This window comes from Hydrogenophaga atypica, assembly GCF_042665215.1.
In the GTDB taxonomy this organism is placed as follows: Bacteria; Pseudomonadota; Gammaproteobacteria; order Burkholderiales; family Burkholderiaceae_C; genus Hydrogenophaga; species Hydrogenophaga defluvii_A.
On the sequence record NZ_JBHTCA010000007.1, the window covers coordinates 1 to 23234 of the forward strand.

The 23234-nt window shown below is 64.5% G+C and carries 22 protein-coding genes and 1 pseudogene; 12 read left to right on the top strand and 11 right to left on the bottom strand.

What is annotated here, in order from left to right:
* Nucleotides 1–176, bottom strand: a pseudogene (gudD, locus tag ACFQPB_RS11645) (glucarate dehydratase); the annotation flags it as partial.
* A gap of 136 nt (nucleotides 177–312) precedes the next feature.
* On the opposite strand from gudD, the gene ACFQPB_RS11650 reads away from it, so the two are divergent.
* Nucleotides 313–1308 (top strand): LacI family DNA-binding transcriptional regulator, encoded by a 996-nt coding sequence (locus ACFQPB_RS11650; protein ID WP_382199905.1) that lies wholly within the window; start codon nucleotides 313–315, stop codon nucleotides 1306–1308.
* A 3-nt stretch (nucleotides 1309–1311) separates the two neighbouring features.
* On the opposite strand, the gene mrdA is transcribed toward ACFQPB_RS11650, so the two are convergent.
* The 4 genes from mrdA to ACFQPB_RS11670 all read right to left on the bottom strand — a co-directional run bounded on the left by mrdA (nucleotide 1312) and on the right by ACFQPB_RS11670 (nucleotide 5862).
* Complete coding sequence (gene mrdA, locus ACFQPB_RS11655; protein WP_382223355.1) at nucleotides 1312–3264, bottom strand: penicillin-binding protein 2; 1953 nt, start codon at nucleotides 3262–3264, stop codon at nucleotides 1312–1314.
* 109 nt (nucleotides 3265–3373) lie between these two features.
* Complete coding sequence (gene mreD, locus ACFQPB_RS11660; RefSeq protein ID WP_382199909.1) at nucleotides 3374–3904, bottom strand: rod shape-determining protein MreD; 531 nt, start codon at nucleotides 3902–3904, stop codon at nucleotides 3374–3376.
* Complete coding sequence (gene mreC / locus ACFQPB_RS11665; protein WP_382223357.1) at nucleotides 3901–4800, bottom strand: rod shape-determining protein MreC; 900 nt, start codon at nucleotides 4798–4800, stop codon at nucleotides 3901–3903. The genes mreD and mreC overlap by 4 nt, the downstream gene beginning before the upstream one ends.
* Before the next feature lie 15 nt (nucleotides 4801–4815).
* A complete protein-coding gene (locus ACFQPB_RS11670) occupies nucleotides 4816–5862 on the bottom strand; it encodes a rod shape-determining protein (protein ID WP_382199913.1) in 1047 nt (348 codons plus the stop codon).
* A gap of 254 nt (nucleotides 5863–6116) precedes the next feature.
* On the opposite strand from ACFQPB_RS11670, the gene gatC reads away from it, so the two are divergent.
* Genes gatC through gatB form a run of 3 tightly spaced genes read left to right on the top strand, consistent with a single transcriptional unit; the run spans nucleotide 6117 to nucleotide 9366 of the window.
* Complete coding sequence (gene gatC, locus ACFQPB_RS11675) at nucleotides 6117–6416, top strand: Asp-tRNA(Asn)/Glu-tRNA(Gln) amidotransferase subunit GatC (protein WP_382199915.1); 300 nt, start codon at nucleotides 6117–6119, stop codon at nucleotides 6414–6416.
* Entirely contained in the window at nucleotides 6413–7912 is a 1500-nt protein-coding gene (gene gatA / locus ACFQPB_RS11680) for an Asp-tRNA(Asn)/Glu-tRNA(Gln) amidotransferase subunit GatA (protein ID WP_382223360.1), read from the top strand. Before gatC ends, gatA begins: the two co-directional genes overlap by 4 nt.
* On the top strand, nucleotides 7909–9366 hold the full coding sequence (gene gatB, locus ACFQPB_RS11685) for an Asp-tRNA(Asn)/Glu-tRNA(Gln) amidotransferase subunit GatB (protein ID WP_382223363.1): 1458 nt from the start codon (nucleotides 7909–7911) through the stop codon (nucleotides 9364–9366). The genes gatA and gatB overlap by 4 nt, the downstream gene beginning before the upstream one ends.
* 22 nt (nucleotides 9367–9388) lie before the next feature.
* Here gatB and ACFQPB_RS11690 read toward each other — a convergent pair whose 3' ends face one another.
* Together ACFQPB_RS11690 and pyrE are read right to left on the bottom strand one after the other, a co-directional pair.
* On the bottom strand, nucleotides 9389–10042 hold the full coding sequence (locus ACFQPB_RS11690) for a DUF4124 domain-containing protein (protein WP_382223366.1): 654 nt from the start codon (nucleotides 10040–10042) through the stop codon (nucleotides 9389–9391).
* A 16-nt stretch (nucleotides 10043–10058) separates the two neighbouring features.
* Nucleotides 10059–10757, bottom strand: a complete 699-nt coding sequence (gene pyrE, locus ACFQPB_RS11695; protein WP_382223369.1) for an orotate phosphoribosyltransferase — start codon at nucleotides 10755–10757, stop codon at nucleotides 10059–10061.
* Here pyrE and ACFQPB_RS11700 point away from each other — a divergent pair.
* Nucleotides 10756–11559 carry an exodeoxyribonuclease III gene (locus ACFQPB_RS11700; protein ID WP_382223372.1) on the top strand — a complete coding sequence of 268 codons (804 nt, stop codon included), beginning with the start codon at nucleotides 10756–10758 and terminating at the stop codon, nucleotides 11557–11559. The two genes, pyrE and ACFQPB_RS11700, sit on opposite strands and share 2 nt — an antisense overlap.
* A gap of 108 nt (nucleotides 11560–11667) precedes the next feature.
* Here ACFQPB_RS11700 and ACFQPB_RS11705 read toward each other — a convergent pair whose 3' ends face one another.
* Nucleotides 11668–13242: an MFS transporter gene (locus ACFQPB_RS11705; protein WP_382223375.1), complete on the bottom strand. Its 1575-nt coding sequence runs from the start codon at nucleotides 13240–13242 to the stop codon at nucleotides 11668–11670.
* On the opposite strand from ACFQPB_RS11705, the gene ACFQPB_RS11710 reads away from it, so the two are divergent.
* The 4 genes from ACFQPB_RS11710 to ACFQPB_RS11725 all read left to right on the top strand — a co-directional run bounded on the left by ACFQPB_RS11710 (nucleotide 13232) and on the right by ACFQPB_RS11725 (nucleotide 15759).
* Complete coding sequence (locus ACFQPB_RS11710) at nucleotides 13232–14197, top strand: LysR family transcriptional regulator (RefSeq protein ID WP_382223377.1); 966 nt, start codon at nucleotides 13232–13234, stop codon at nucleotides 14195–14197. The two genes, ACFQPB_RS11705 and ACFQPB_RS11710, sit on opposite strands and share 11 nt — an antisense overlap.
* Nucleotides 14198–14378: 181 nt before the next feature.
* Nucleotides 14379–14783 (top strand): DUF3597 domain-containing protein, encoded by a 405-nt coding sequence (locus tag ACFQPB_RS11715; protein ID WP_382223380.1) that lies wholly within the window; start codon nucleotides 14379–14381, stop codon nucleotides 14781–14783.
* 59 nt (nucleotides 14784–14842) lie between these two features.
* Nucleotides 14843–15046, top strand: coding sequence for a putative motility protein (locus tag ACFQPB_RS11720; RefSeq protein ID WP_382223382.1), 204 nt, complete (start codon nucleotides 14843–14845; stop codon nucleotides 15044–15046).
* 74 nt (nucleotides 15047–15120) lie between these two features.
* Complete coding sequence (locus tag ACFQPB_RS11725) at nucleotides 15121–15759, top strand: MBL fold metallo-hydrolase (protein ID WP_382223385.1); 639 nt, start codon at nucleotides 15121–15123, stop codon at nucleotides 15757–15759.
* Here the strand turns inward: ACFQPB_RS11725 and ACFQPB_RS11730 are convergent, their stop codons facing one another.
* On the bottom strand, nucleotides 15760–16644 hold the full coding sequence (locus ACFQPB_RS11730) for a M48 family metallopeptidase (protein ID WP_382223388.1): 885 nt from the start codon (nucleotides 16642–16644) through the stop codon (nucleotides 15760–15762).
* A 61-nt stretch (nucleotides 16645–16705) separates the two neighbouring features.
* On the opposite strand from ACFQPB_RS11730, the gene ACFQPB_RS11735 reads away from it, so the two are divergent.
* The 3 genes from ACFQPB_RS11735 (at nucleotide 16706) to ACFQPB_RS11745 (ending at nucleotide 20089) form a co-directional block, all read left to right on the top strand.
* Complete coding sequence (locus ACFQPB_RS11735) at nucleotides 16706–18058, top strand: AmpG family muropeptide MFS transporter (protein WP_382223390.1); 1353 nt, start codon at nucleotides 16706–16708, stop codon at nucleotides 18056–18058.
* A gap of 66 nt (nucleotides 18059–18124) precedes the next feature.
* Nucleotides 18125–18862, top strand: coding sequence for a response regulator (locus ACFQPB_RS11740; protein WP_382223393.1), 738 nt, complete (start codon nucleotides 18125–18127; stop codon nucleotides 18860–18862).
* Nucleotides 18863–18865: 3 nt separating this feature from the next.
* Nucleotides 18866–20089: a HAMP domain-containing sensor histidine kinase gene (locus tag ACFQPB_RS11745; protein WP_382223396.1), complete on the top strand. Its 1224-nt coding sequence runs from the start codon at nucleotides 18866–18868 to the stop codon at nucleotides 20087–20089.
* Between the two features lie 50 nt (nucleotides 20090–20139).
* Here the strand turns inward: ACFQPB_RS11745 and ACFQPB_RS11750 are convergent, their stop codons facing one another.
* Together ACFQPB_RS11750 and ACFQPB_RS11755 are read right to left on the bottom strand one after the other, a co-directional pair.
* Complete coding sequence (locus ACFQPB_RS11750) at nucleotides 20140–21306, bottom strand: ABC transporter substrate-binding protein (protein ID WP_382223399.1); 1167 nt, start codon at nucleotides 21304–21306, stop codon at nucleotides 20140–20142.
* A gap of 42 nt (nucleotides 21307–21348) precedes the next feature.
* On the bottom strand, nucleotides 21349–23205 hold the full coding sequence (locus tag ACFQPB_RS11755) for an AMP-dependent synthetase/ligase (protein WP_382199940.1): 1857 nt from the start codon (nucleotides 23203–23205) through the stop codon (nucleotides 21349–21351).
* Nucleotides 23206–23234: the final 29 nt, after the last annotated feature.

A 23234-nucleotide genomic window follows, 5' to 3' on the forward strand; every position in this document is an offset into this window, starting at 1 on the left:
CCGGGCACCTCGCCCAGACCGGTGTGCCCGGCGTTGTCGGTGACGATGACGATGTTGCGGGTGAAAAAGGGCGCATGGGCGCCCGAGAGGTTGAGCAGCATGCCGTCCCGGCCGGCGACCGGGATGATGCGCATGGACGAGACCGTCGGGGTGTTTGAGTTGGAGGAAGTTCCCATAATTTGTTATCGATAACAATTTGAGAGATTAACGAAAAATGCCCCATTGAAATCTAGGTAATAACCCGAAAGTTCGCTATCAAAAGTCAAAGATTTCATGGAGGCAAAGCCAAGCTGCCTGTGATATCGTTATCTCATGGTGCAAGCCTTAACTATTCATGACATTGCGCGGTTGGCCGGCGTGTCGTCCATGACGGTTTCGCGGGCCATCAACCAACCCGATCGGGTGTCACAAGCGATGCGTGAGCGGGTGCTGGAGGTCGTGCGGCACACCGGTTTTGTGCCCAATGCCACCGCCGGCAGCCTGCGATCGGCGCGGGCGCGGCTGGTGGCGGCCGTGTTGCCCACCCTGACCGGCCCGGTGTTTCAAGAGATGGTGCGCGCGCTCAATCAGGCATTGGCCGAGCGCGGCTATCAGCTCATGATTGGCCAAGGAGGCTACGGCCCCGACGGCGAAGATGAACTCCTGCACGCCGTTCTGCGTCGGCGGCCCGACGGTATCGTGTTGACCGGTATCCTGCGTTCACCGAACAGCCGCCGCCGTTTGTTGTCTGCGGGCATTCCAGTGGTCGAGACCTGGGATTTGACTGCTTCGCCGCTGGACATGTTGGTGGGCTTCTCCAACGAGCGCATTGGTGAAGCGGTGTGCGCCTACCTGCATCGCAAGGGTTACCGTGTGCCGGCGCTTTTGTGTGGCGACGACGAGCGAGCACAGCGGCGTGCGAAAGGGTTCAAGCACATGGCTCAGTTGTTGGGCTGGGCCGTGTCGGCTCCCGTGCATCTGGTCCCCGCGCCCACCACGCTAGCGCAGGGACGTGCGGGACTGGCGGCTTTGCTTGACGCGCACCCACTCACCGATGCTGTTTTCTGCACCTCAGATATGTTGGCGCTCGGGGTTCTGATTGAGGCGCAGACGCGAGGACTTGCCGTGCCGGACCAACTCGCGGTGGTGGGGCTGGGCGATCTGGATTTCGCCGCCAGCTTGCAACCCGCGCTCACAACGGTACGCATCGATGGCACCCGCATCGGTCAGACGGCGGCGCAGTACATCGTCGATCGCGTAGAGGGGCGATCGGTCGATCAGCCGATTCTCGATATTGGATTCAGCTTGGTCGAGCGTGCAAGCGCCTGAGCATCAGGGCTGCGGACCCAGGCTGATGTCGCTGGCCAGACGCGGTTTGCCGATCGGCGCGGCGGCCTGGCCTTTGCTCACGGCCGCCATGTCCTCTTCGCTGGGGTAGTGGCCCAGCAGCAGGTAGTCGAACACACGGCGCGCCATGGGGGCGGCGTGTGCGGCGCCAAAACCCGCGTTTTCCACCACCACGGCCAGCGCCACCTGCGGCTTGTCCAAGGGGGCAAAGGCCAGGTACAGCGAGTGGTCGCGCTGGTGCTCTTCCATGCGCCGCGCGTCGTACTTGTCTTTCTGGCCGATGGTGACGGCCTGCGCCGTGCCGGTTTTGCCGCCGCTGCGGTAGGGCGCACCGGCGAACACGCGGGTGGAGGTGCCACCGGTGGTCACGCCCTCCATGGCACGCAGCACGGCGGTGACGTGGTCGGGCTTGTAGCGCAGGTTCTCGGGCGCCTCGGCCGGCACCGGAAAACGCGTGCGCAGCACCGGGTCTTCGGTGGCCACGGCCAACCGGGGCTTGTGTTTGACACCCTGGTTGGCCAACACCGACATCGCCTGTGTGAGCTGCAGCATGGTGAAACTGTTGTAGCCCTGGCCAATGCCCAGCGAGATGGTTTCGCCTGCGTACCAGCGTTGCTGTTCCGGCTTCTTGTAGTTGCCTCGTTTCCAGGCTTGGCTGGGCAAGACACCACGCACCTCGCCTTTGAGGTCGATGCCCGTGATCTGCCCCAGGCCCAGGGGCTTCATGAAGTCGTGGATCATGTCCACACCCATGTCGTTGGCCAGCGCGTAGTAGTACACGTTGCTGGACGAGACGATGCTGCGGTGCAGGTCCACCGCACCCAGGCCGTGGTCGCCGTGGCTGCGGAAGCGGTGGTTGCCAAACATCCAGTAGCCGGGGTCGTGGGTGATGCTGGTCGTGGTGCGCTTGCCGGTCTCCAGCGCGGCCAGGGCCATGAAGGGTTTGTAGGTCGAACCGGGCGGGTAGGTGCCGCGCAGGGCGCGGTTGAGCAGGGGTTTGTCCAGCGACTCGTTGAGCAGGCGCCAGTTCTCGACGTCGATGCCTTCGACAAACAGGTTGGGATCGAAGGTGGGCTTGCTCACGAAGGCCAGCACCTCGCCGTTGCGCGGGTCCATGGCGACGAGCGCGCCACGGCGCTGGCCGAACATGTCTTCCACCAGTTTTTGCAGCTTGATGTCCAGCGACAGGATCACGGTTTGCCCGGGCCGCGCCGGGGTGTTGGCCAAGGAGCGCACCGCCCGCCCACCGGCAGACGTCTCCACACGCTCAAAACCGGTCTGGCCGTGCAACTGGCGTTCGTAACTCTGTTCTATGCCCAGTTTGCCAATGTATTCAGTGCCACGGTAGTTGGCCTGGTCTTCTTCCGGCCAGTCGTCCATGGCTTCTTTTTCGCGCTGGTTGATGCGGCCGATGTAGCCCACCACATGGCTGGCCAGGTCGCCCAGCGGGTATTGGCGGAACAAGCGTGCCTGCACCTCCACCCCTGGAAAACGGTAGCGCTGCGCCGTGAAGCGCGCCACCTCCTCGTCGGTCAGGCGGGTGCGTATGGGCAGGGAGTCGAAACGTTTGGATTCTTCACGCAGGCGCTGGAAGCGCTTGCGGTCACGGGGCTGGATGTCCACCACCTGGGCGAGCGCGTCCAGCGTGGCGTCCAGATCGGGCACCCGCGAGGGCGTGATCTCCAGTGTGTAGGCGGAGTAGTTGGTGGCCAGCACCACGCCATTGCGGTCCAGTATCTGACCCCGGTGGGGCACCACGGGCAGCACCGCCGTGCGGTTGGTCTCGGCCTGGGCCAACAACTGGTCGTGCCGCAGCACCTGCAGCGTCACCATGCGTGACACCAGCAGCCCAAAGGCCAGCAGCACAAACAAGCCGGCCACCAGCACCCGCAAGCGAAAGCGCGAGAGCTCGGCTTCGACGTTGCGCAGCTCGGTCATGGTCGAGGATCCATGGCGAGCGTGATTCGCCGCCGGGCCGCCCCAAGGCGAATCAGCCCCCTCGGGGGGCAGCGACCCGCGCAGCGGCGGAGCGTGGGGGCTCTGTCCGTCATAGCGGGCGGTTGTCGTCGGGGTCGTGGGCGCGCCGCTGGGGTGCCAGCAACAACACATTGGCCAGCGGCCAGAGCAGGGTTTCCAGCAAGGGCCCCAGCAGGATGGACCAGCCGGGCAGGCCGTGGCCAGCCATCAGCCGCACCAGCAACTCCAACACCTGTGCTGCGGCAAACAGCGGCAACACCTGCAGTGTCTGCGCACCCACCGGGAACCACAGCAGCCGCCGGTGCATGGTGACGGCCAGAAAGCTCATGGCCGTGTAGGCCAAGGCGTGCTGGCCCAGGAGCGCGCCCAGGTGCACGTCCATGGCCAAGCCAAAGGCAAAAGCCACGCCCACGCCGATGCGCAGGGGCTGGTGCACGTTCCAGAACACCAGGGCCAGGGCCAGCAGATCGGGCACCCAGGCCGCGCGGCCTGCGGCCCCCATGTTGAGCATCATGTTCAAGCCCAACGCAGCCAGCAGGCTGCCCCAGATGAACAGCGGGTTCGCCGGCAGCAGCAGCGGTTGGCCGGGGCGCATGATCATGGTCGGCCTCCCTTGGTGGCCGCTGCGCCTGGCTCGGGCGAGGCGGGCGGCAGTTGCAGCACCAGCACATGCACGGCGGCATCCATGTGTGCCACCGGTTCGGCTTCGATGTGGGCAAAGGCGGCGCTGGTTTCACGCTCCACACGGGTGACACGGGCCACCGGCAGGCCTGAGGGGTAGACGCCATCCACCCCGCTGGTGCTCAGGAGGTCGCCTTCTTCGATGTCGGTGTGGGTGGCAATGAAGCGCAGCTCCAGCCCGCTGGTCCCGGTGCCGGGCATGCCATAGGCCAGGCTGCGCACGCCGGTGCGGGTGTTGATCACCGAGATGGCTTGCGAGCGGTCGGTCAGCAGCGTCACTTCCGCGTTCAGGGGGTAGACGCGGGTCACCTGACCGAGCACGCCGTGGCCATCCAGCACCGGCGCACCGGCCGCCACGCCTTGGGCGGTGCCACGGTCGATCATGACTTTGCGGGTGTAGGGATCGCCTGCGTCGTACAACACCTGTGCGCCATGCGACGGTGTGGCCAGCCGTTGTTGAATGCCCAGCAACTCGCGCAGGCGCTGGTTCTCCAGCGCCAGCAGTTCCACCTGCGCCGCCCGCATGGCCTGCCGAGCCAAGGCTTCGGTGGCTTCGGTCTGTTTGTTCTGCGCGGCCTGAAGGCTGGTGAAGTAACCCGCCACCAGGCTGGCGCCTTTGACCGGCTGCATCACCAGCCATTGCAGCGGGTAGATGACGGTCGCGACCCCGCTGCGCACCGGTTCGGCGAGTTTGAATCGGGCGTCCACCACCATGAGCGCAATGGCCACCGCGCTGAGCACGGTGAGTTTGGACAGGGCCGACGGGCCCTGCTTGAAGAACGGCGGTGGCGTGCGGTCCAGCGTGCCCAGGGGCATGGCCTCGGACCCCGCTTATTCGCTGGTGAAGATGCTGCCGCCCAGGCGGTCCATGCGCTCCAGCGCCATGCCGCAGCCGCGCACCACACAGGTCAGCGGGTCTTCGGCCACCAGCACCGGCAGGCCGGTTTCTTCGGCCAGCAGGCGGTCGAGGTCGCGCAACATGGCGCCACCACCGGTCAGCATCATGCCGCGCTCGGCGATGTCGGCGCCCAGCTCGGGCGGGGTCTGCTCCAGCGCGGTCTTGACAGCGCTGACGATGTTGTTGAGCGGGTCGGTCAGCGCTTCGAGGATTTCGTTGCTGCTGATGGTGAAGCTGCGCGGCACACCTTCAGCGAGGTTGCGGCCCTTGACTTCCATCTCCTTGACCTCGGAGCCGGGGAAGGCAGAGCCGATGCTCTTCTTGATGGCTTCGGCCGTGGGTTCTCCGATCAACATGCCGTAGTTGCGGCGGATGTAGGCGATGATGGCTTCGTCGAACCGGTCGCCGCCCACGCGCACGCTGCCCTTGTAGACCATGCCGCCCAGCGAGATGACGCCCACTTCTGTGGTGCCACCGCCGATGTCCACCACCATGGAGCCGGAGGCTTCTGAGACTGGCAGGCCAGCGCCGATGGCCGCAGCCATGGGTTCTTCGATCAGGTAGACCTCGGAGGCACCGGCGCCCAGGGCGCTTTCGCGGATGGCGCGGCGCTCCACCTGGGTGGAGCCGCAGGGCACGCAGATGATGATGCGCGGGCTCGGCTTGAGCATGGAGCGCGGGTGCACCATCTTGATGAACTGCTTGAGCATCTGCTCCGTCACCGTGAAGTCGGCGATCACGCCGTCTTTCATGGGGCGGATGGCCTCGATGTTGCCGGGCACCTTGCCCAGCATGGCCTTGGCCTCGTGGCCCACGGCCTGGATGGATTTTTTGCCCTGAGGGCCGCCTTCGTGGCGGATGGACACGACCGAGGGCTCGTCCAGCACGATGCCCTTGTGACGCACATAAATCAGGGTGTTGGCCGTGCCGAGGTCAATGGCCAGGTCGGTCGAAAAATGCCGACGGAAAACTTCGAACATGTTGGATAGTCCTGTCGGGGCGGGCCGGCGGCTCGCTGGGACCTCGCCCCGGAGAAAGGGGTTGTGCGGCGGGAGTGCGGTAAAGGTTCTGTGGGGCAAAACGGGCCCGATGTGCCGTTGTGTGCCGATCTGACGGACATCTTGGCGGGTTCTGCCGACAAACGCTGGATAATAACGCATCGCCTGTGAGGCAGGCCGCCATTTGGCGACCATTTCACGCACTTTTACATCCGGCTTCCAGGCCGGCTCTGCCCATGTCCCTGCAACTCAACGACATTTCGCGTATCGCGAATCTGGCGCGGCTTTCGCTGTCGCCCGATCAAAGTGAGCGCATGCTCACGCAGCTCAATGGTTTTTTTGACATCGTCGAACAGATGAATGCGGTGGACACCACCGGCGTGGCGCCATTGGCCCACCCCACCGCCGTCATCGACCACGTGGCCCTGCGCCTGCGCGACGACGTCGCCAGCGAACCCAACCAACGCGAAGCCAACCAGAAAAGCGCCCCCGCCGTCGAGCGCGGCCTGTTCCTTGTGCCCAAGGTGATCGAATGAGCGCCGCCGACATCCACCAGATGGGCGTGGCCGAACTGGCCGCCGCCATCGCAGACAAAAAAACCTCGTCCGTCGAAGCTGCGCAGCATTTGCTGGCGCGCGCCAAACAGCACAGCGGCCTGGGCGCCTACCTGGCCTTCAACGAAGACGCCTCCCTGGCCCAGGCCCGCGCGGCCGATGCCCGCATCGCCGCCGGCGAACGCACGCCGCTGCTGGGTGTGCCGCTGGCGCACAAGGACATCTTCGTCACCCGCGACTTCACCACCACCGCCGGCAGCAAGATGCTGGAGGGCTACCAGAGCCCGTTCGACGCCACCGTGGTGCGCCAGTTGGCGGAAGCCGGCGCGGTGACCCTGGGCAAGCTCAACTGCGACGAGTTCGCCATGGGCTCGGGCAACGACAACTCGGCCTACGGCCCGGCCCACAACCCGTGGGATGTGTCGCGCATTCCCGGCGGCTCCTCGGGCGGCTCGGCCGCCGTGGTGGCCGCGCGCCTGGCGCCCGCCGCCACCGGCACCGACACCGGCGGCTCCATCCGCCAGCCCGCCGCCTTCTGTGGCATCACCGGCATCAAGCCCACCTACGGCCGTTGCTCGCGCTATGGCATGGTGGCCTTCGCCTCCAGCCTCGACCAGGCCGGCCCCATGGCCCGCAGCGCGGCCGATTGCGCCGCCTTGCTGACCGCCATGGCTGGCCCCGACCTGGACCGCGATTCCACCAGCCTGGACCGTCCCGCCGAGGACTACAGCGCCGGCATGCTCAAACCTCTGGCGGATGCCACCGCCGCGCAGCCGCTCAAAGGCCTGCGCATTGGCTTGCCCAAGGAGTTCTTCGGCGCTGGCTGCGCGCCCGACGTACTGGCCGCTGTGCGCGCTGCGCTCAGCGAATACGAAAAGCTCGGCGCTACCCTGGTGGACATCGCCCTGCCGCGCACCGAGTTGTCCATCCCGGTGTATTACGTCATTGCACCGGCCGAGGCCAGCTCCAACCTGAGCCGTTTCGACGGCGTCAAATTTGGTCACCGCGCGGCGCAGTACGACGACCTGATCGACATGTACAAGAAGTCGCGCAGCGAGGGCTTTGGGCCCGAGGTGCAGCGCCGCATCATGATCGGCACCTACGTGCTGAGCCACGGCTACTACGACGCCTACTACCTCAAGGCCCAGCAGATCCGCCGCCTGATCGCGCAGGACTTCCAGCAGGCCTTCAGCCAGTGCGACGTGATCGCTGGCCCGGTGGCGCCCACCGTGGCCTGGAAGATCGGTGAAAAAAGCGACGACCCGGTGGCCAACTACCTGGCCGACATCTACACCCTGTCCACCAGCCTGGCCGGTCTGCCCGGTATGAGCGTGCCCGCCGGTTTTGGTGCAGGCAACATGCCCGTGGGCTTGCAGCTCGTGGGCAACTACTTCGACGAGTCGCGCCTGCTGGGCGTGGCCCACGCCTTCCAGCAAGCCACCGATTGGCACACCCGTTCCCCCGAGGCCTTCGCATGAGCCAGACGACATCCCTGCTGGTGCACGGCTACGAAGTCGTGATCGGCTTCGAGACCCACGCCCAGCTTTCCACCCAGAGCAAAATTTTCAGCCGCGCGCCCACCGCCTTCGGCGCCGAGCCCAACACCCAGGCCTGCGCGGTGGACCTGGCCCTGCCCGGCACGCTGCCGGTGATGAACAAGGGCGCCGTCGAACGCGCCATCCGCCTGGGCCTGGCCCTGGGTTCGCACATCGCCGAAGAGAGCGTGTTCGCGCGCAAGAACTACTTCTACCCCGACCTGCCCAAGGGCTACCAGATCAGCCAGTTCGAGATCCCGGTGGTGCAGGGTGGCGAGGTGAGTTTCTTCCTCGGCGAAGAGAAAAAGACCGTCCGTCTGGTGCGCGCCCATCTCGAAGAAGACGCGGGCAAATCGCTGCACGAGGACTTCATTGGCCAGAGCGGCATCGACCTCAACCGCGCCGGCACGCCGCTGCTGGAAATCGTGACCGAGCCCGACATCCGCTCCAGTGCCGAGGCCGTTGCCTACGCCAAGGAACTGCACAAGATCGTCACCTGGATCGGCATCTGCGACGGCAACATGCAGGAAGGCAGCTTCCGCTGCGACGCCAACGTCTCGGTGCGCAAGCCGGGCCAGCCGCTGGGCACGCGCCGCGAGATCAAGAACCTGAACTCCTTCAAGTTCATGCAGCAGGCCATCGACTACGAGGTGCGCTGGCAGATCGAACAGATCGAGGACGGCAACAAAATCCAGCAAGCCACCGTGCTGTTCGACCCCGACACGGGCGAGACCCGCGCCATGCGCACCAAGGAAGACGCGGCCGATTACCGCTACTTCCCCGACCCCGACCTGCCGCCGCTGGTGATTGGCCGCGACTGGGTGGAGCGCGTCAAGGCCGAGATGCCCGAGCTGCCGCGCGCCATGGCCGAGCGTTTTGTGCGCGACTACGCCCTGCCCGAGTACGACGCCACCATGCTGACGCAGAGCACGGCCATGGCCGCGTTTTTTGAAACGGCTGCCAAAGCCAGCGGCCAGGCGAAGCTGGTGAGCAACTGGTTGATGGGCGAGTTCTCGCGCCGGCTCAACGCCGAGGAGCGCGACATCGCTGCCTCGCCCGTGTCGGCCGAACAACTGGCCGCGTTGGTGGGCCGCATTGCGGATGGCACCATCAGCAACAACGCGGGCAAGCAGGTGCTGGACGTGTTGTGGGCCGATGCGTCCTCGACCGTGGACGCGGCCATCGAGGCCAAGGGTCTCAAGCAGATGAACGACACCGGCGCGCTGGAGAAGATCGTCGAAGACGTGATCGCCGCCAACGCCGACAACGTGGCCCAGGTGCGCGCCGGCAAAGACAAGGCCTTCAACGCGCTGGTCGGTCAGGTCATGAAGGCGAGCAAGGGCAAGGCCAACCCGGCCCAGGCCAACGAGCTGATCAAGAAAAAGCTGGGGCTTTGACGTACCCGCCGCCCGCTGTGCTTCAGCGGGTGGTTGGCCCCGCAGCTGACTGCGCCCAGAGCTTGCGCAGTTGCGCCAGTTCCGCATCAAACCGTTCGCTCACCCGTTGGCGTTCTTCGGCTTGCTGCTTCAACGCGCTTTGTTGGGCGCTGACCAGGTTTTTGTTGTCGTTGAACTGGCGCTTGAGCAGCGGGGGCGTCTTGGCGGGGTCTTTGGCGTAAAAGGCCATTTCCTCGTTCAGCTTGGCGCGCTGCTTTACCAGTTCTTCGATGCGGTGGTGGATGGCTGCTTCCACGGCGTCCACCGATTCCAGGGCCTTGACCCGTTCGCGCTGGTGCGCCGCTTCGTTGGGGTAGCGCGAGAGCAGGGCGCGTTCCCGGCGTTTTTCCTCATTCAGTCGGGCATCGCGCTCGGCGTCGGCTTTGCGTTTGGCGTCCAGTGCCGCGCGTTCTTCTGCGGTGGGTTCGGGGGGAATCACGCGCCGCACACTGCCACTGGGGGACAACTCGCGCTGTTCGCGGTCCATGCAGGCCGCGATGGGGCGGTCGGAGGTGATGCGCCTTCCCTGGGCATCCACACAGGTGAAGATGGCTGCTTGCGCCAGCCCCCCATAACACCAGGCCAGCGCCAGAGCGCAGGCGATTGAGCGGGCTGACGCGCGGGCTTGTGATGGCATGGTGTGTGTGGTGGGTTTATTGGACGCCGTAGCGTTCCCGGTAGGCACGCACGCGGGCGCCGTGCTGGGCCACTTCGGGGTCGTTCTGGCGGGTTTCCAGATACTGCAGCAGGTCGGTCAATTGGGCAATGGTGCACACCTGCAGGCCCAGGGTGTTGCGCACGTATTGCACAGCGCTGTGGGGCAGGTCGCGTTGCACACCGTCGGCGCCGATCTCGGTGGCCATTTCCTGGCGATCCAGCGCAATCGCCACCGCGCTGGCGGTGGCACCTGCCGCGCGTATCAGCGCGATGGATTCGCGCGCGGCCGTGCCCGCACTCATCACATCGTCCACGATCAGCACCTGGCCTTTGAGCGGCGCGCCCACCAGGGTGCCACCTTCGCCGTGGTCCTTGGCTTCCTTGCGGTTGTAGGCAAACGGCACGTTGCGGCCCAGCCGCGCCAGCTCGATGGCCACCGCTGCGCCCAGCGGAATGCCCTTGTAGGCGGGACCAAAAATCATGTCGAATTCGATCCCGCTGTCCACGATGCGCTTTGCATAGAATGCCGCGAGCCGGCCCAGTTTGGCGCCGTCGTCGAACAGGCCTGCGTTGAAGAAGTAGGGCGACATCCGCCCCGCTTTGGTCTTGAATTCCCCAAAGCGCAGCACGCCCGATTCGACCGAAAATTGCACAAACGCCTGCGCAAGTTCGTCTTGCGTGCCCGAATCCAACATGGGGTTTTCCTTGTTCAAACTCACCAGCCTCAATCTCAACGGCATCCGCTCCGCCGCCACCAAGGGCGTGGAAGACTGGGTGGCCGCCACCGCGCCCGATTGTATTTGTGTGCAGGAGCTCAAGGCGCAGGCGCCGGATGTGGCGGGCCGCTTTGAATCGCTGGCCGGCCTCAAGGGGCACTTCCACTTTGCCGAGAAGAAGGGCTATTCGGGTGTGGCCGTCTACAGCCGGCACGAGCCCAGCGATGTCATCGTGGGTTTTGACGGCGGTGAATTCGACGGCGAGGGCCGCTACGTCGAACTGCGCTTTGACACGCCCAGCCAAAAGCGCAGTGTCATCAGCGCCTACTTTCCCAGCGGCTCCTCGGGCGAAGAGCGGCAGGCCGCCAAGTTCCGATTCCTGGATGTGGTTTACCCGCACCTGATGGGGCTGAAGGCCCAGCGCGACTTCATCCTGTGTGGCGACCTCAACATCGCCCACAAGGAACAAGACCTCAAGAACTGGAAAAGCAACCAGAAAAACAGCGGCTTCCTGCCGGAAGAGCGCGCCTGGATGACCCAAACCCTGACCGCAGGTGGGCTGGTGGACGTCTACCGCCAGCTCCACCCCGACACCACCGACGCCTGCTACACGTGGTGGAGCAACCGGGGCCAGGCCTACGCCAAGAACGTTGGCTGGCGGCTGGACTACCACCTGGCCTCCGTGGCTCTGGCGGAAACAGCCCGGACCGCCTCGATTTTTAAAGACACCAAATTCAGCGACCATGCGCCGCTGACCATCGAATACAACTTCGCACTTTGACGGTTGGCATGATGGGCCGCTTGCCGCTTGGCAACCAAGTTTAGGCAAGCGCGCCTGTGGCTGTGAGAGGGGTTTTCGATATCGGGTGCTGCAGCGGTGTGCATTGTTTCAAGGTCGGCATCTTGCCGCGCCCTCTGGCACCGTCGCCCGTTGGGCAGAGGGCAGCCAGCCACACACCCACAGCGCAAGGAGTACCACGGCTGCCGCGCTTGCGAACACCAGTTGCAGCCCGTGGCCCATTGCTGCCGTGGATGCATCGTTGTGTGCTGGCGCGTTCGTCGCGGCCATGTACTCGGCCATCCAATGTGTGAGCAGCGCAGCAAGCACCGCCACACCGGCCGCGCCACCCAGGCTGCGAAACATGATGGGTGCCGCTGTGGCGATGCCCATGTGATGGGTGGGCGACACGCGCTGCGCCACCACGGTGACGATGGGAAACAACAATCCCAACCCCAGCCCGAGTGGCAACAAGGCGGCCGAAAGCGCCAACGGCGCGTGTGAATGCCATTGCAGCATGCTGACAATGAGGCCGAAGGAGAGCAGCATCAATGTGCAAGCGACCCTCGCCAGCAACACGGGTGGTGTGTCCGCGCGGAGTCGCTTGCCGCTGACCACCGCCGCCACTGTGATCCCGGCCATCAAGGGAAACAGGTGCCATGCTGATCCGGTAGGCGACAGGTGCAGTCCCACCTGCAGGTATTGCGGGAGGAATACCACGGCGACGTAGAGCGCGACGCCCGTGGCGAAACCGATGAAGCTGACCGCTGTGTAGGCTGGGCGAGAGAACAGCGACAAGGGCAGCAAGGGATGGGGTGTTCGATATTGATGCCCAAGAAACGTCAGCGTGAACGCGGTGCCGACAGCCAGCAGCAGCCACAGTGGCAAGTGCTCTGACAGATGCAGTTGACCGTGTTGCGTGGCCAGCAGGAGCAAGACCAAAGCAGCCGCCAGCAGCGCTGCACCCAACCAATCGATCCGAATGTGTGATTCCTGCGGAGTTGATGCTTGCGTCAAGTGTCGTTTGGACGGTAGCGCCCAAGCGAGCACGCCCCAAGCCAAGGCGGCAAGCGGTACGTTCAGCCAGAACGCCCAATGCCAGGACCAATGTTCCACCAACGTGCCGCCCAACAGTGGGCCGAACATCGTCGAAATGCCGTAGGCCGCAGCCAACAGACCTTGATAGCGGCCCCGCTGGGCGGGTGCAAACAGGTCCGGAACCGTCAACATGGCCAGCGTCATGAGTCCGCCACCGCCCGCGCCCTGTAGCGCGCGTGCCATGACGAGTTGTTGCAAGTCCTGACTCGCGCCGCAGGCCAACGAGCCGAGAAGAAACAGGCCAATCGCGAGCAGCAGCATGGATTTCTTGCCCAGGATGTCGGCCATTCGGCCGTACAGGACGATGACCACAGTTGCTGCCAGCAGGTAGGCCGAAAACACCCATGCCAGTGGCCAATCGCCTGACAGTTCGCGTGCGATGGCGGGCAGGGCCGTGGACAGGATGGTTTGATCCAGCGCTGCTAGCACAAGCGTCAGAACGAGCATGCCGAAGGACCACAGGGGAGGTTTCAAGGGGGGATTCATGGAGACAGTGCCTTTGCTTGAGGTAAGGGGCGACAGTGTCGGAATCCCAGTGAATTTTGTACAGTGCAATGTATTGAACTTATGATTTCTTATGGCGAACACCTATGACCTCAATCTGCTCGCAGCACTCGATGCGCTGCTGGCAACCTGCAGCGTGACGGAGGCTGCTGCGCGCATGCATCTGAGTACGCCGGCGATGAGCCATACCCTCGCGCGCATCCGTGAAACGTTCGGAGACCCTATCCTCGTGCGAGCCGGCCGAAAGCTGGTGCCGACGCCCCGTGCGATGGCGTTGGCAGGACCGATCCGAACCTTGTTGGCGCAAGCACATGCGTTGCGCGTACCGGCAGAAGCTGAAGGTTTGGCCGCCGTTCGACGTCGTTTTGTCGTGCGTGCACCAGAGGGCATTGCTGTTGTTTTCGGCGCAAGCCTGTCGCGCGCGCTGGAACGCGAGATGCCGCTGGCCTCCTTGCAATTTCTGCCTGAAACCCATGCCGATCCAGGCGCCCTGCGCGACGGACGAATAGACCTTGATCTGGGCAGTTTCCGCACGATGGATCCCGAAGCTGAAACCCATGTGTTGTCGAAACAATCACTCGTCGGGGCCGTTCGCTCGGGGCATCCATTGCTCAACGCCTTGGAGACTCCTGCCGCGCTGGAACGATTTGCCGAGGCGCGTCACGTGGGTGTCACACCTCGTCCCGGCGATGGTTCCCCGGTCGATATCGCGTTGGCGGCGCTTGGTCTGCAACGGCAGATGGTGTTGCTGGTGCCCAGCACGTTTTCTGCCTTGGTCGCAGCTTCGCGTACCGACCTTGTGGCCAGCGTTTCTGAGCGCACCGCGCATGGAATGGCAGCGTCATTGGGGTTGGCGATTTTCGAGTTGCCCTTCACCGTGCAGTGGGAACCCATGCGCATGGTGTGGCACCCCCGGCACCGAGCCGATCCGGCGCATCGGTGGTTGCGTGAATGCATTCAGAAACAACTTGATGATCCTCACTGGATCAGACCCTCCGTCGAACACCTGGCTGAGGGCACAAGAAAAGGCGTGACCTGATGAGACTTTTCTACAAAAAGCAGACGTTTTCCGACCACGCGCCTTTGACCATCGTTTACGAGTTTGGCCTGTGAGGCGGGCCGTTCTGTCACCTGAATGCCGTAGGATGTGATCAGGTCATCGGTGAAGGGACAGGCACTCCCGCCAGCCCTCGTCAGCTGATCGCTTTTGGGAGCACATCATGGGTTTTTTCAGCAACATTCTCGAAAAGCTGGGCATCGGTTCGGCCAACGCAGCGCCTGTGCCAGCGCCGGAACTCGCGCCCGATCTCGCTGCGGCGCCCACTGCGGCAGCGCCTGCGGCCCCCGTGGTCAACGCCATTGCCATGGTGGACGTGGTGGCCCAGCTTGAACAGCGCGCTGCCGCCAATCCACAAAAGCTCAACTGGCGCACTTCCATTGTGGATTTGCTCAAGCTGCTGGACATGGACAGCAGCCTGGCCGCGCGCAAAGCCCTGGCCGAGGAGCTGCACTGCCCGGTGGACAAAATGGCCGACTCGGCGCAGATGAACATGTGGCTGCACAAGAACGTGCTGGGGCACATCGCGGCCAACGGCGGCAACGTGCCGCGCGAGCTGTTGGACTGAATCCCTGCCGCTGGTCGGCCCGGCGCTCAAGTGCCGCGCCGGCCTGCCGATACCACCTCATGGACATTTCACCCACCGCCATGGTCAACGCCGTTGTGGCCACCCAACAGGTCGAGCTGGAACAGCAGGTGCAGGTCAGCGTGCTCAAAACCGCGCTGGACGCCCAGGCCACCGGCGCTCTGGCCTTGCTGCAGGCCATGCCGGCGGTGATGCCACTGGCGCCCAGCGGCAACCTGGGCACGCAGGTCAACCTCTACGTCTGACCGCCCAGACGCTCACCTGGCGGTCTGGCCCACAATAGCGCATCCCTGTCTCGCGTCCTTGTGACGCCTGTTCCATGCTGCGCTACCACACCGTTCCCGTCACCCCCTTTCAGCAAAACGCCTCCATCGTCTGGTGCGATGACACCCGCGAGGCCGCCATCATCGATCCGGGCGGCGATCTGGACCACCTGCTGGCCGAAGCCCAACGGCTGGATGTGAAGCTGGTGCAAATCTGGCTCACCCACGCCCACATCGACCACGCCGGGGGCACCGCCGAGCTGGCCAAACGCCTGAACCTGCCCATCATCGGCCCCCACCCGGGCGACCAGTTCTGGATCGACGGTTTGCCCCAGCAAAGTGTGATGTTTGGGTTCCCGCCAGCGGGGCACTTCACCCCCACGCGCTGGCTGGCCGATGGCGACACGGTGCAGATCGGCCACTGCACCCTCAACGTGCGCCACTGCCCGGGTCACACGCCTGGCCACGTGGTGTTCCACTCGCCCGATATTCAGCGGGCCTTCGTGGGCGACGTGTTGTTTGCCGGCAGCATCGGTCGCACCGATTTCCCGCAAGGCGACCACGACACGCTCATTGCCAGCATCACCCAGCGCCTGTGGCCCATGGGCGATGACACCGTGTTCATCCCCGGTCACGGGCCGGAAAGCACGTTCGGCCGCGAGCGGCGCAGCAACCCCTACGTGCGCGGCACCTGATCAGCCCCCGCGGCGGGCCTGGTTGTACAGCGTTTCGACCTTGGGCACGTTGTCCTGCAGCTCGCGGATGCGCTCGGGGCCGCTGGGGTGGGTGGACAAAAAGCCCGGCCCGCTGCCACCGCCGGCAGCGGTCATTTTCTGCCACAGCGTCACACTGGCCTGGGGTCGGAAGGCGGCGCGCGCGGCGAGTTCCAGCCCCACCAGATCGGCTTCACTTTCGTCTTCGCGGCTGAATTTGAGCGTGAGCAACTGGGTGCCGAGGTTGGCGGCCATGTTGCCCAATTCGCCCAAGCCCAGCAGTTGGGCGCCGATGGACAGGCCCAGGCCGGTGGCCTGGCTTTTGGCGATGCGCTCGCGGGCGTGCTCGCGCAGCGCGTGGGCCATTTCGTGGCCCATGATCATGGCCGCCTCGTCGTCGCTGAGTTTGAGCTGGTCGAGGATGCCGGTGTAGAAGGCGATCTTGCCGCCCGGCATACAAAAGGCGTTGATCTGTTTGCTGCCGATCAGGTTGACTTCCCAGCGCCATTGCCTTGCCCGGTCGTTCCAGGGCACGGTGAATGGGATCAGCTGGGTGGCCATGGCGCGCAGGCGCTGCAACTGAGGGTGGTTGTCGGGCGCCAGCGCACGCTGGGCCTTGGCTTCGGCCAACATCTGCGCGTACTGCTGGGCGGCCGCCGCCTCCAGGCGTTCGGCCGGCACCAGTTTGCGCAGCGACGAGGCTTTGCCCACCTCCACTTGCGCGAAGGCCGCACCTGTACCCCCCAGCGCCGCCGCACCCGCGCCAGCCAGCATGAAGGCCCGCCGAGAGGACCAGCGGTGCCCCGACCGCGTGGCCTCAGCGGGCGGCGGGGAGGCGGAGGTTTTAGCGTCACAAAGCCAGCACATATGCGGGAATAATAAGGAAAAAGGCCGTGCCCCTGTGTGGCCTTGCAAACATTGAGGTTTCATGCCCCCTTCCACGGTTTCCGCGCCTGCTGCACCGCCTGAAACGTCTCCACCGCCCCGCATGAGTTGGCGGCAGGCATGGCGGGTGTACCTGGAGCCGGCCAGTCTGCGCATGCTGGCGCTGGGTTTTTCGGCCGGGCTGCCCCTGCTGCTGGTGCTGGGCACGCTGAGCTTCCGCTTGCGCGAGGCTGGGCTGGACCGCTCCACCATCGGCTACCTGAGCTGGGTGGGCTTGGCTTACGCCTTCAAGTGGTGCTGGGCACCTTTGGTGGACCGTTTGCCCCTGCCGCTTCTGAGCCGGTGGCTGGGCCGGCGCCGCTCCTGGCTGTTGCTGTCGCAATTGGCGATTGCCGCTGGCCTGGTGGGCATGGCACTGTCCGATCCACGCCAGGCCCTGGGCCCCATCGTGTGGTGTGCCCTGATGGTGGCCTTTGCGTCGGCCACGCAGGACATCGCGCTGGACGCCTACCGCATCGAATCGGCCGACGCACAACACCAGGGGGCCTTGGCCGCCACCTACCAGACCGGCTACCGCCTGGCCATGATCTGGGCCGGCGCGGGGGTGTTGTGGCTGGCCGCGCGGGCTGAGCTGGGCGCGGTGTCGGGTTACCAGCAGGCCGCGTGGCAGTGGGCGTACCTGGTGATGGCGGCATCGATGGCGGTAGGGGTGCTCACCGTGTTGTTGTCGACCGAGCCCGCGCACCGTGTGCTGCCGCCCTCACGCAACCTGGCCGAATGGTTGCGGGGTGCCTTGGTTGAACCGTTTGCCGACTTCCTGCGCCGCTACGGCAAACAGGCGGTGCTGGTGCTGGCACTTATCGGCATGTACCGCATCAGCGACGTGGTCATGGGCATCATGGCCAACCCGTTTTATGTGGACATGGGCTACACCAAGGACGAGGTGGCTGCCGTCACCAAGGTCTATGGGGTCATCATGACGCTGGTGGGCGCCTTCCTGGGGGGCGCTTTGGCCATGCGCTGGGGTGTGATGCGCGTGCTGATGCTGGGTGCGGTGCTGAGTGCCTGCAGCAACCTGTTGTTCGCGTGGTTGGGTGGCCATGGCCACGATGTGACGGCGTTGGTGCTGGTGATCTCGGCCGACAACCTGAGCGCTGGTGTGGCCTCGGCCGGCTTCATTGCCTACCTCTCCAGCCTCACCAACGTCAGCTATTCGGCCACGCAGTACGCGCTGTTCAGCTCCATGATGCTGCTGGCACCCAAATGGCTGGCCGGGTTTTCGGGCGCCTTTGTGGACGCCCACGGCTACACCAGCTTTTTCATCGGCACCGCTTTGCTGGGCTTGCCGGTGCTGTTGCTCGTGTGGCTGGCGTCTCGGGTCAGCGCACGTGCCTGAACGGGCTTCACCCAATCTTTACGCTGCCGAAAACGCGCTGCCAAACGGCCGCCGCACACTCAACCGATGGACAACCGCACGCCCATGGCATCCACCCAACTCCTGATCATCGAAGACGACACCCGCCTGGCCCGCATGGTGGCGGAGTACCTGGGGCAGTCTGGATTCGAGGTCGCCCATGCCGACGACGGCGGCAAGGGCTTGGCGGCGGTGCAAGAACGCATGCCGGATTTGGTCATTCTGGACCTGATGTTGCCCGACATGGACGGACTGGAAGTGTGTCGCCGCATACGGGCTCTGCCCGGCGAGGCCGCGCGCGTGCCGCTGCTCATGCTCACCGCCAAGGGCGACCCCATGGACCGCATCATCGGCTTGGAGATGGGTGCCGACGACTACTTGCCCAAGCCTTTTGAGCCGCGCGAGCTGCTGGCCCGCATCCGCGCGGTGCTGCGGCGCAAGGGCGAATCGCGTGCCGATGCGGCCGACGCCCGCCAGCCGCTGTTGCGCTTTGGTTCGCTCGAAATCGACCGCGACGCCCGCACTGTGACGGTGGCCGGTGTGGCTTGCGAACTGACCTCCTACCAGTTCGACCTCTTGCTGGCCATGGCCGAGCGTGCGGGCCGCGTGCTCACGCGCGACCAGATCATGGAGGCGGTTCGTGGCCGCGAGCTGGAGGCCTTCGATCGCTCCATCGACGTGCATGTGGGGCGTATCCGCAATGCCATTGAGGCGGACAGCAAAACCCCCAAACGCATCCTCACCGTGCGGGGTGTGGGTTATGTGTTTGCCAAGCAGCAAGACTGAAAGATGGCGGCCATGATCGCGCCCCTGGGTCAGCGCCTGTACCTGCGCATCTGGCTGGCCGTGGTCGCGGCCCTGGCGGTCATGGCCTTGCTGGTGGGCTGGATCTGGAAGGAGCAGGTCGAGCACGACCGCGCGCAGCGTCCTGGGCGTGAAATCATTGTGCGCAACAGCGACGGCGATGTGGTTGGCCAGGCCGCCAGCCGAGGCGTCCGGGTGCCCGGGCAGGGGCTGGAATTTCAGGTGCCCATGGTCGATGGCGAGACCTTGTCCATCCAGCTGCCTCGGCCCCCGCGCCCGCCCGGCCGCAACGAGCCCTTCTGGCTGCAGGCGCCGTTCGGCTTCGTCGGCTTGTTGGGGCTCACCGCGTTGGCGGTGGCCTTGGGCGCCTACCCCATCGTGCGCCGGCTCACGCAGCGGCTTGAGGCCGTACAGCGCGGTGTGGAGCAGTGGGGCGCCGGTGATTTGTCGGTCCGTTTGCCGGAGGCCGGCGAAGACGAAGTGGCCTCGCTGGCCCAGCGCTTTAATGTGGCGGCCGAGCGGGTGCAGACCCTGGTGCGCTCCCATAAAGCCTTGTTGGCCAACGCGTCGCATGAACTGCGCTCGCCGCTGGCGCGCATCCGCATGGGGCTGGAGCTGATGCCGCTCGGCGTCGCGGGCTCGGACGCCCATGTGCGCGATGAATTGACGCGCAACATCGCCGAGCTGGACCAGCTCATCGATGAAATTCTGCTGGCCAGCCGGCTGGACATGGCCGATGCGCCCATGGGCCAACTGGAAGAAGTGGACTTGGTGGGCCTGGCGGCGGAGGCCTGCGCCCAGGCCGATGCCCAGTTGTCGGTGCACGACGGCGGGCCGCCGCTGGTGGCCTGGGGCAGCGCACGTTTGTTGCGACGGGCGCTGCGCAACCTGCTGGAAAACGCCCGTCGCTACGGGCGCGACGCGCAGGGGCAGTTGCGCGCCATCGAGGTCGATGTGCGCCATGCACCCGATCGCAGCCGCGCCGAACTGGTGGTGCGCGACCACGGTCCCGGCGTGCCAGAGGCCTTGCGCGAGCGCATCTTCGAGCCTTTCTACCGGCTGCCAGGCGCCAGCGAGCGCGAGGGTGGGGTGGGGCTGGGTTTGTCGCTGGTGCGCACCATCGCCCAACGGCACCACGGGCAGGTGCGGTGCGAGGCAGCGCCTGGTGGCGGCGCGCAGTTTGTGCTGACCTTGCCACTTTTGCCATGAAAAAAGCGGCCGCTTGGGCCGCTTCTGTGTGAGCCAAGTCGCTCAGTGGGTCACTTGTTCAGGTAGCCCGACACCACTTTCCAGCGGCCGTCCTGGATTTGAGACATGCGCGAGTCGGCGTTGCCCAGGCGCTTCTGTGGGCCAAAGGTCATCTCCGCGCTGCCGAAAATGTCGGACGGGATGACCATGGTGTCCATGGCTTTGATGAAGCTGTCGGTGGTCAGGTTGTTGCCTGCCTTGGAGGCGGCGCGCAGGAAGGAGTCGACCGCGTTGTAGCCGTACACCGAGAACACCGTGGGCTCTTCGTTGAACTTGGTCTGGTACTTGGTGGCCCAGAAGCGGATGGGTTGCGACGATTCATCCAGGTAGGGGTGTTGCACCGTCATGGTGGCGTAGAGGCCGTTCATGGCGGGGCCACCCAGTTTGTGGATCAGGTCGGTGTAGGCCGCACTGGAGCCCACAAAGGTGGGGTTGAAGCCCAGGCGGCGCGCGGTGGCGATGCCGCCGATGGTTTCGCGGATGATGGTGCCCATCACCACCATGTCGCATTTTTCCGAGGCCAGCTTCTGCATCTGCGACGAGAAGTCGGTGGCGCCGCGTTTGTACGAGGTTTTTTCGGCCATCTGCATGTTGATGGACTTCAGGCCTTCTTCGGCACCACGCAACACCTCCAGGCCAAATTCGTCGTCCTGGTACATGGCGCAGACTTTTTTCGCGTTCTTTTCCTTCACCATCTTGGGCACGGCCAGGCGCATCTGGTCGTAGTAGGTGGCGGCGAACGAGTATTTGAGCTTGTGGAAAGGCTCGTACATTTCACGCGCGGCCGTGACCGGGAAGAAGTTGATCACGTTCTTGGGGAACAGCACTGGAAACGTGGCCATGTTCTGGGCCGTGCCGATGTGGCCGACCATGGCAAAAATCTTGTCCTGGTTGACCAGCTTCTGGGCCGCCAGCACGGCGCGGCGCGGGTCGTAGCCCGAGTCTTCCACCAGCAGCTTCACCTTGCGGCCGTTCAGGCCACCTTGCTCGTTGAGCTCGTCCACGCGCAGGATCATGCCCAGGCGAACCTGCTTGCCAAAACCTGCCAATGGGCCGGACAAGTCCTGGATGGAGCCCAGCACGATTTCATCCTTGCTCACGCCCTGAGATTGCGCGAAAGCACCGGTGGCGGTCAGGGCCGCCAGCGCGGTCACGGTGAGGGTGGTCTTGAGTTTCATCGGGGTTGTCTCCTGCGTTGTTGAAGGAAGGGTGGGGCGGGCTCAGCGGTACATCGCATCGATTTGTGCGGCGTACTTTTGCTGCACCAGCTTGCGTTTGAGTTTCATGGTGGGTGTGAGTTCTTCGTCCTCGGCGCTCAATTGCGTGTCAAGCAGCCAGAACTTCTTGATTTGCTCGACCCGGGCAAACTTCTTGTTGACGCGTTCGACTTCGGCCTGGATCAGCGCCTGCACCTCGGCTGACTTGGTCAGAGAAGCGTAGTTGCTGAAGGGCACGTCGTTGTCTTGGGCGTATTTCTCCACGTTTTCCTGGTCGATCATCACGATCACAGTGAGGTAAGGGCGTTTGTCGCCAATGACCACCGCGTCGGTGACGTAGGGAGAAAATTTCAACTCGTTTTCCAGTTCGCTGGGCGTGATGTTTTTGCCGCCTGCTGTGATGATGATGTCTTTCATCCGGTCAGTGATGCGGAAAAACCCTTCCTCGTCCACCGTGCCCACGTCGCCGGTGTGCAGCCAGCCGTCCTTGTCTATGGTCTCGGCTGTTTTTTCGGGCTGGTTGAGGTAGCCCATGAAAACGTTGGGGCCACGCACGAGGATTTCGCCCGTGGCCGGGTCGAGCTTCACTTCGTTGTAGCTGGTGGCCGGCCCGATGGAGCCGGGCTTGATGCGGTCCGCTGGCATGCCGGTCGAGGCACCACACGATTCGGTCATGCCCCAGACCTCCAGCATGGGCAGGCCCAGCGCCAGGTACCAGCGCACCAGATCGGGGGAGATGGGGGCCGCGCCGGTCACCAAAAAGCGCGCCCGGTGCACGCCGATGAGCTTGCGCACATTGTTGAGTGCGAGCACCTTGGCGATTTGGAACTGCAGCTTGAGCGAGCCCGGCACCGGTTGTTTGGCGAGCACCAGATCGGCAATGCGTGTGCCCACACCGATGGACCAACCATAGGCGAGTTGCTGCAGCCGGCTCGCCTCCTTGAGCGTGATCATCACACCCGAGTAGAACTTTTCCCACACGCGCGGCACGGCGGTGAACACCGTGGGCGCAATCTCGCGCACGTTTTCGGGCACGGTTTCGGGGTTTTCTACAAAGTTGAGGATGGTGCCGGTGTACATCGCAAAGTACTCGCCGCCCAGGCGCTCGGCCACGTGGCACAGCGGCAGAAAACACATGCGCTCGTCGGTCTCGTCCTGTGCGATGAGTGTGTTATAGCCGCGCACCGTGTACACCAGTGCCTTGTGGTTGTGCATTGCGCCTTTGGGCTTGCCGGTGGTGCCTGAGGTGTAGATCAGGATGGCCAGCTCCTCGGGTTGGCAGGCGGCCACGCGCTCGTCCAGCGCCTTCGGGTGTTCGAGCCCGTACATGCGGCCCAACTCGCGCAGCTGCGCCAGGCTGATCACCTGGGGGTCGTTCAGATCGCGCAGCCCTTCCATGTCGAACACCACGATCTTGCGCAGCTTGGGCAGCCGTTCGCGCACCTCCAGCGCCTTGTCCAGCTGTTCGTCGTCTTCCACGAACAGGATGGTGGTGGACGAGTCGTCGCACAGGTAGTGCACCTGTTCGGCCGCGTCGGTGGGATAGATGCCATTGGCCACGCCACCAGCGCTCAAAATCGCCAGATCGGACAACACCCACTCGACATTGGTGTTGGACAGCACCGAAGCGGTTTCATGGGCCGAAAAGCCCAGCGACAACAGGCCGTTGCCAATTTCGCGCACTGCGGTGGCCGTCTGTTGCCAGGTCCAGATGCGCCAGATACCCAATTCCTTTTGACGCAGCCACACCTTGTCGCCGCGTGCCTTGGCGGCGTTCCAGAAGATGGCGGGAATGGTGTCGCCCGGCATGACCACCTTTGTCTCGGGCTGTGTACGGGACGGGTCCCACAAATTGCTCATGTCTGTAGTCTTCCTCTGGGTCTGCTTGG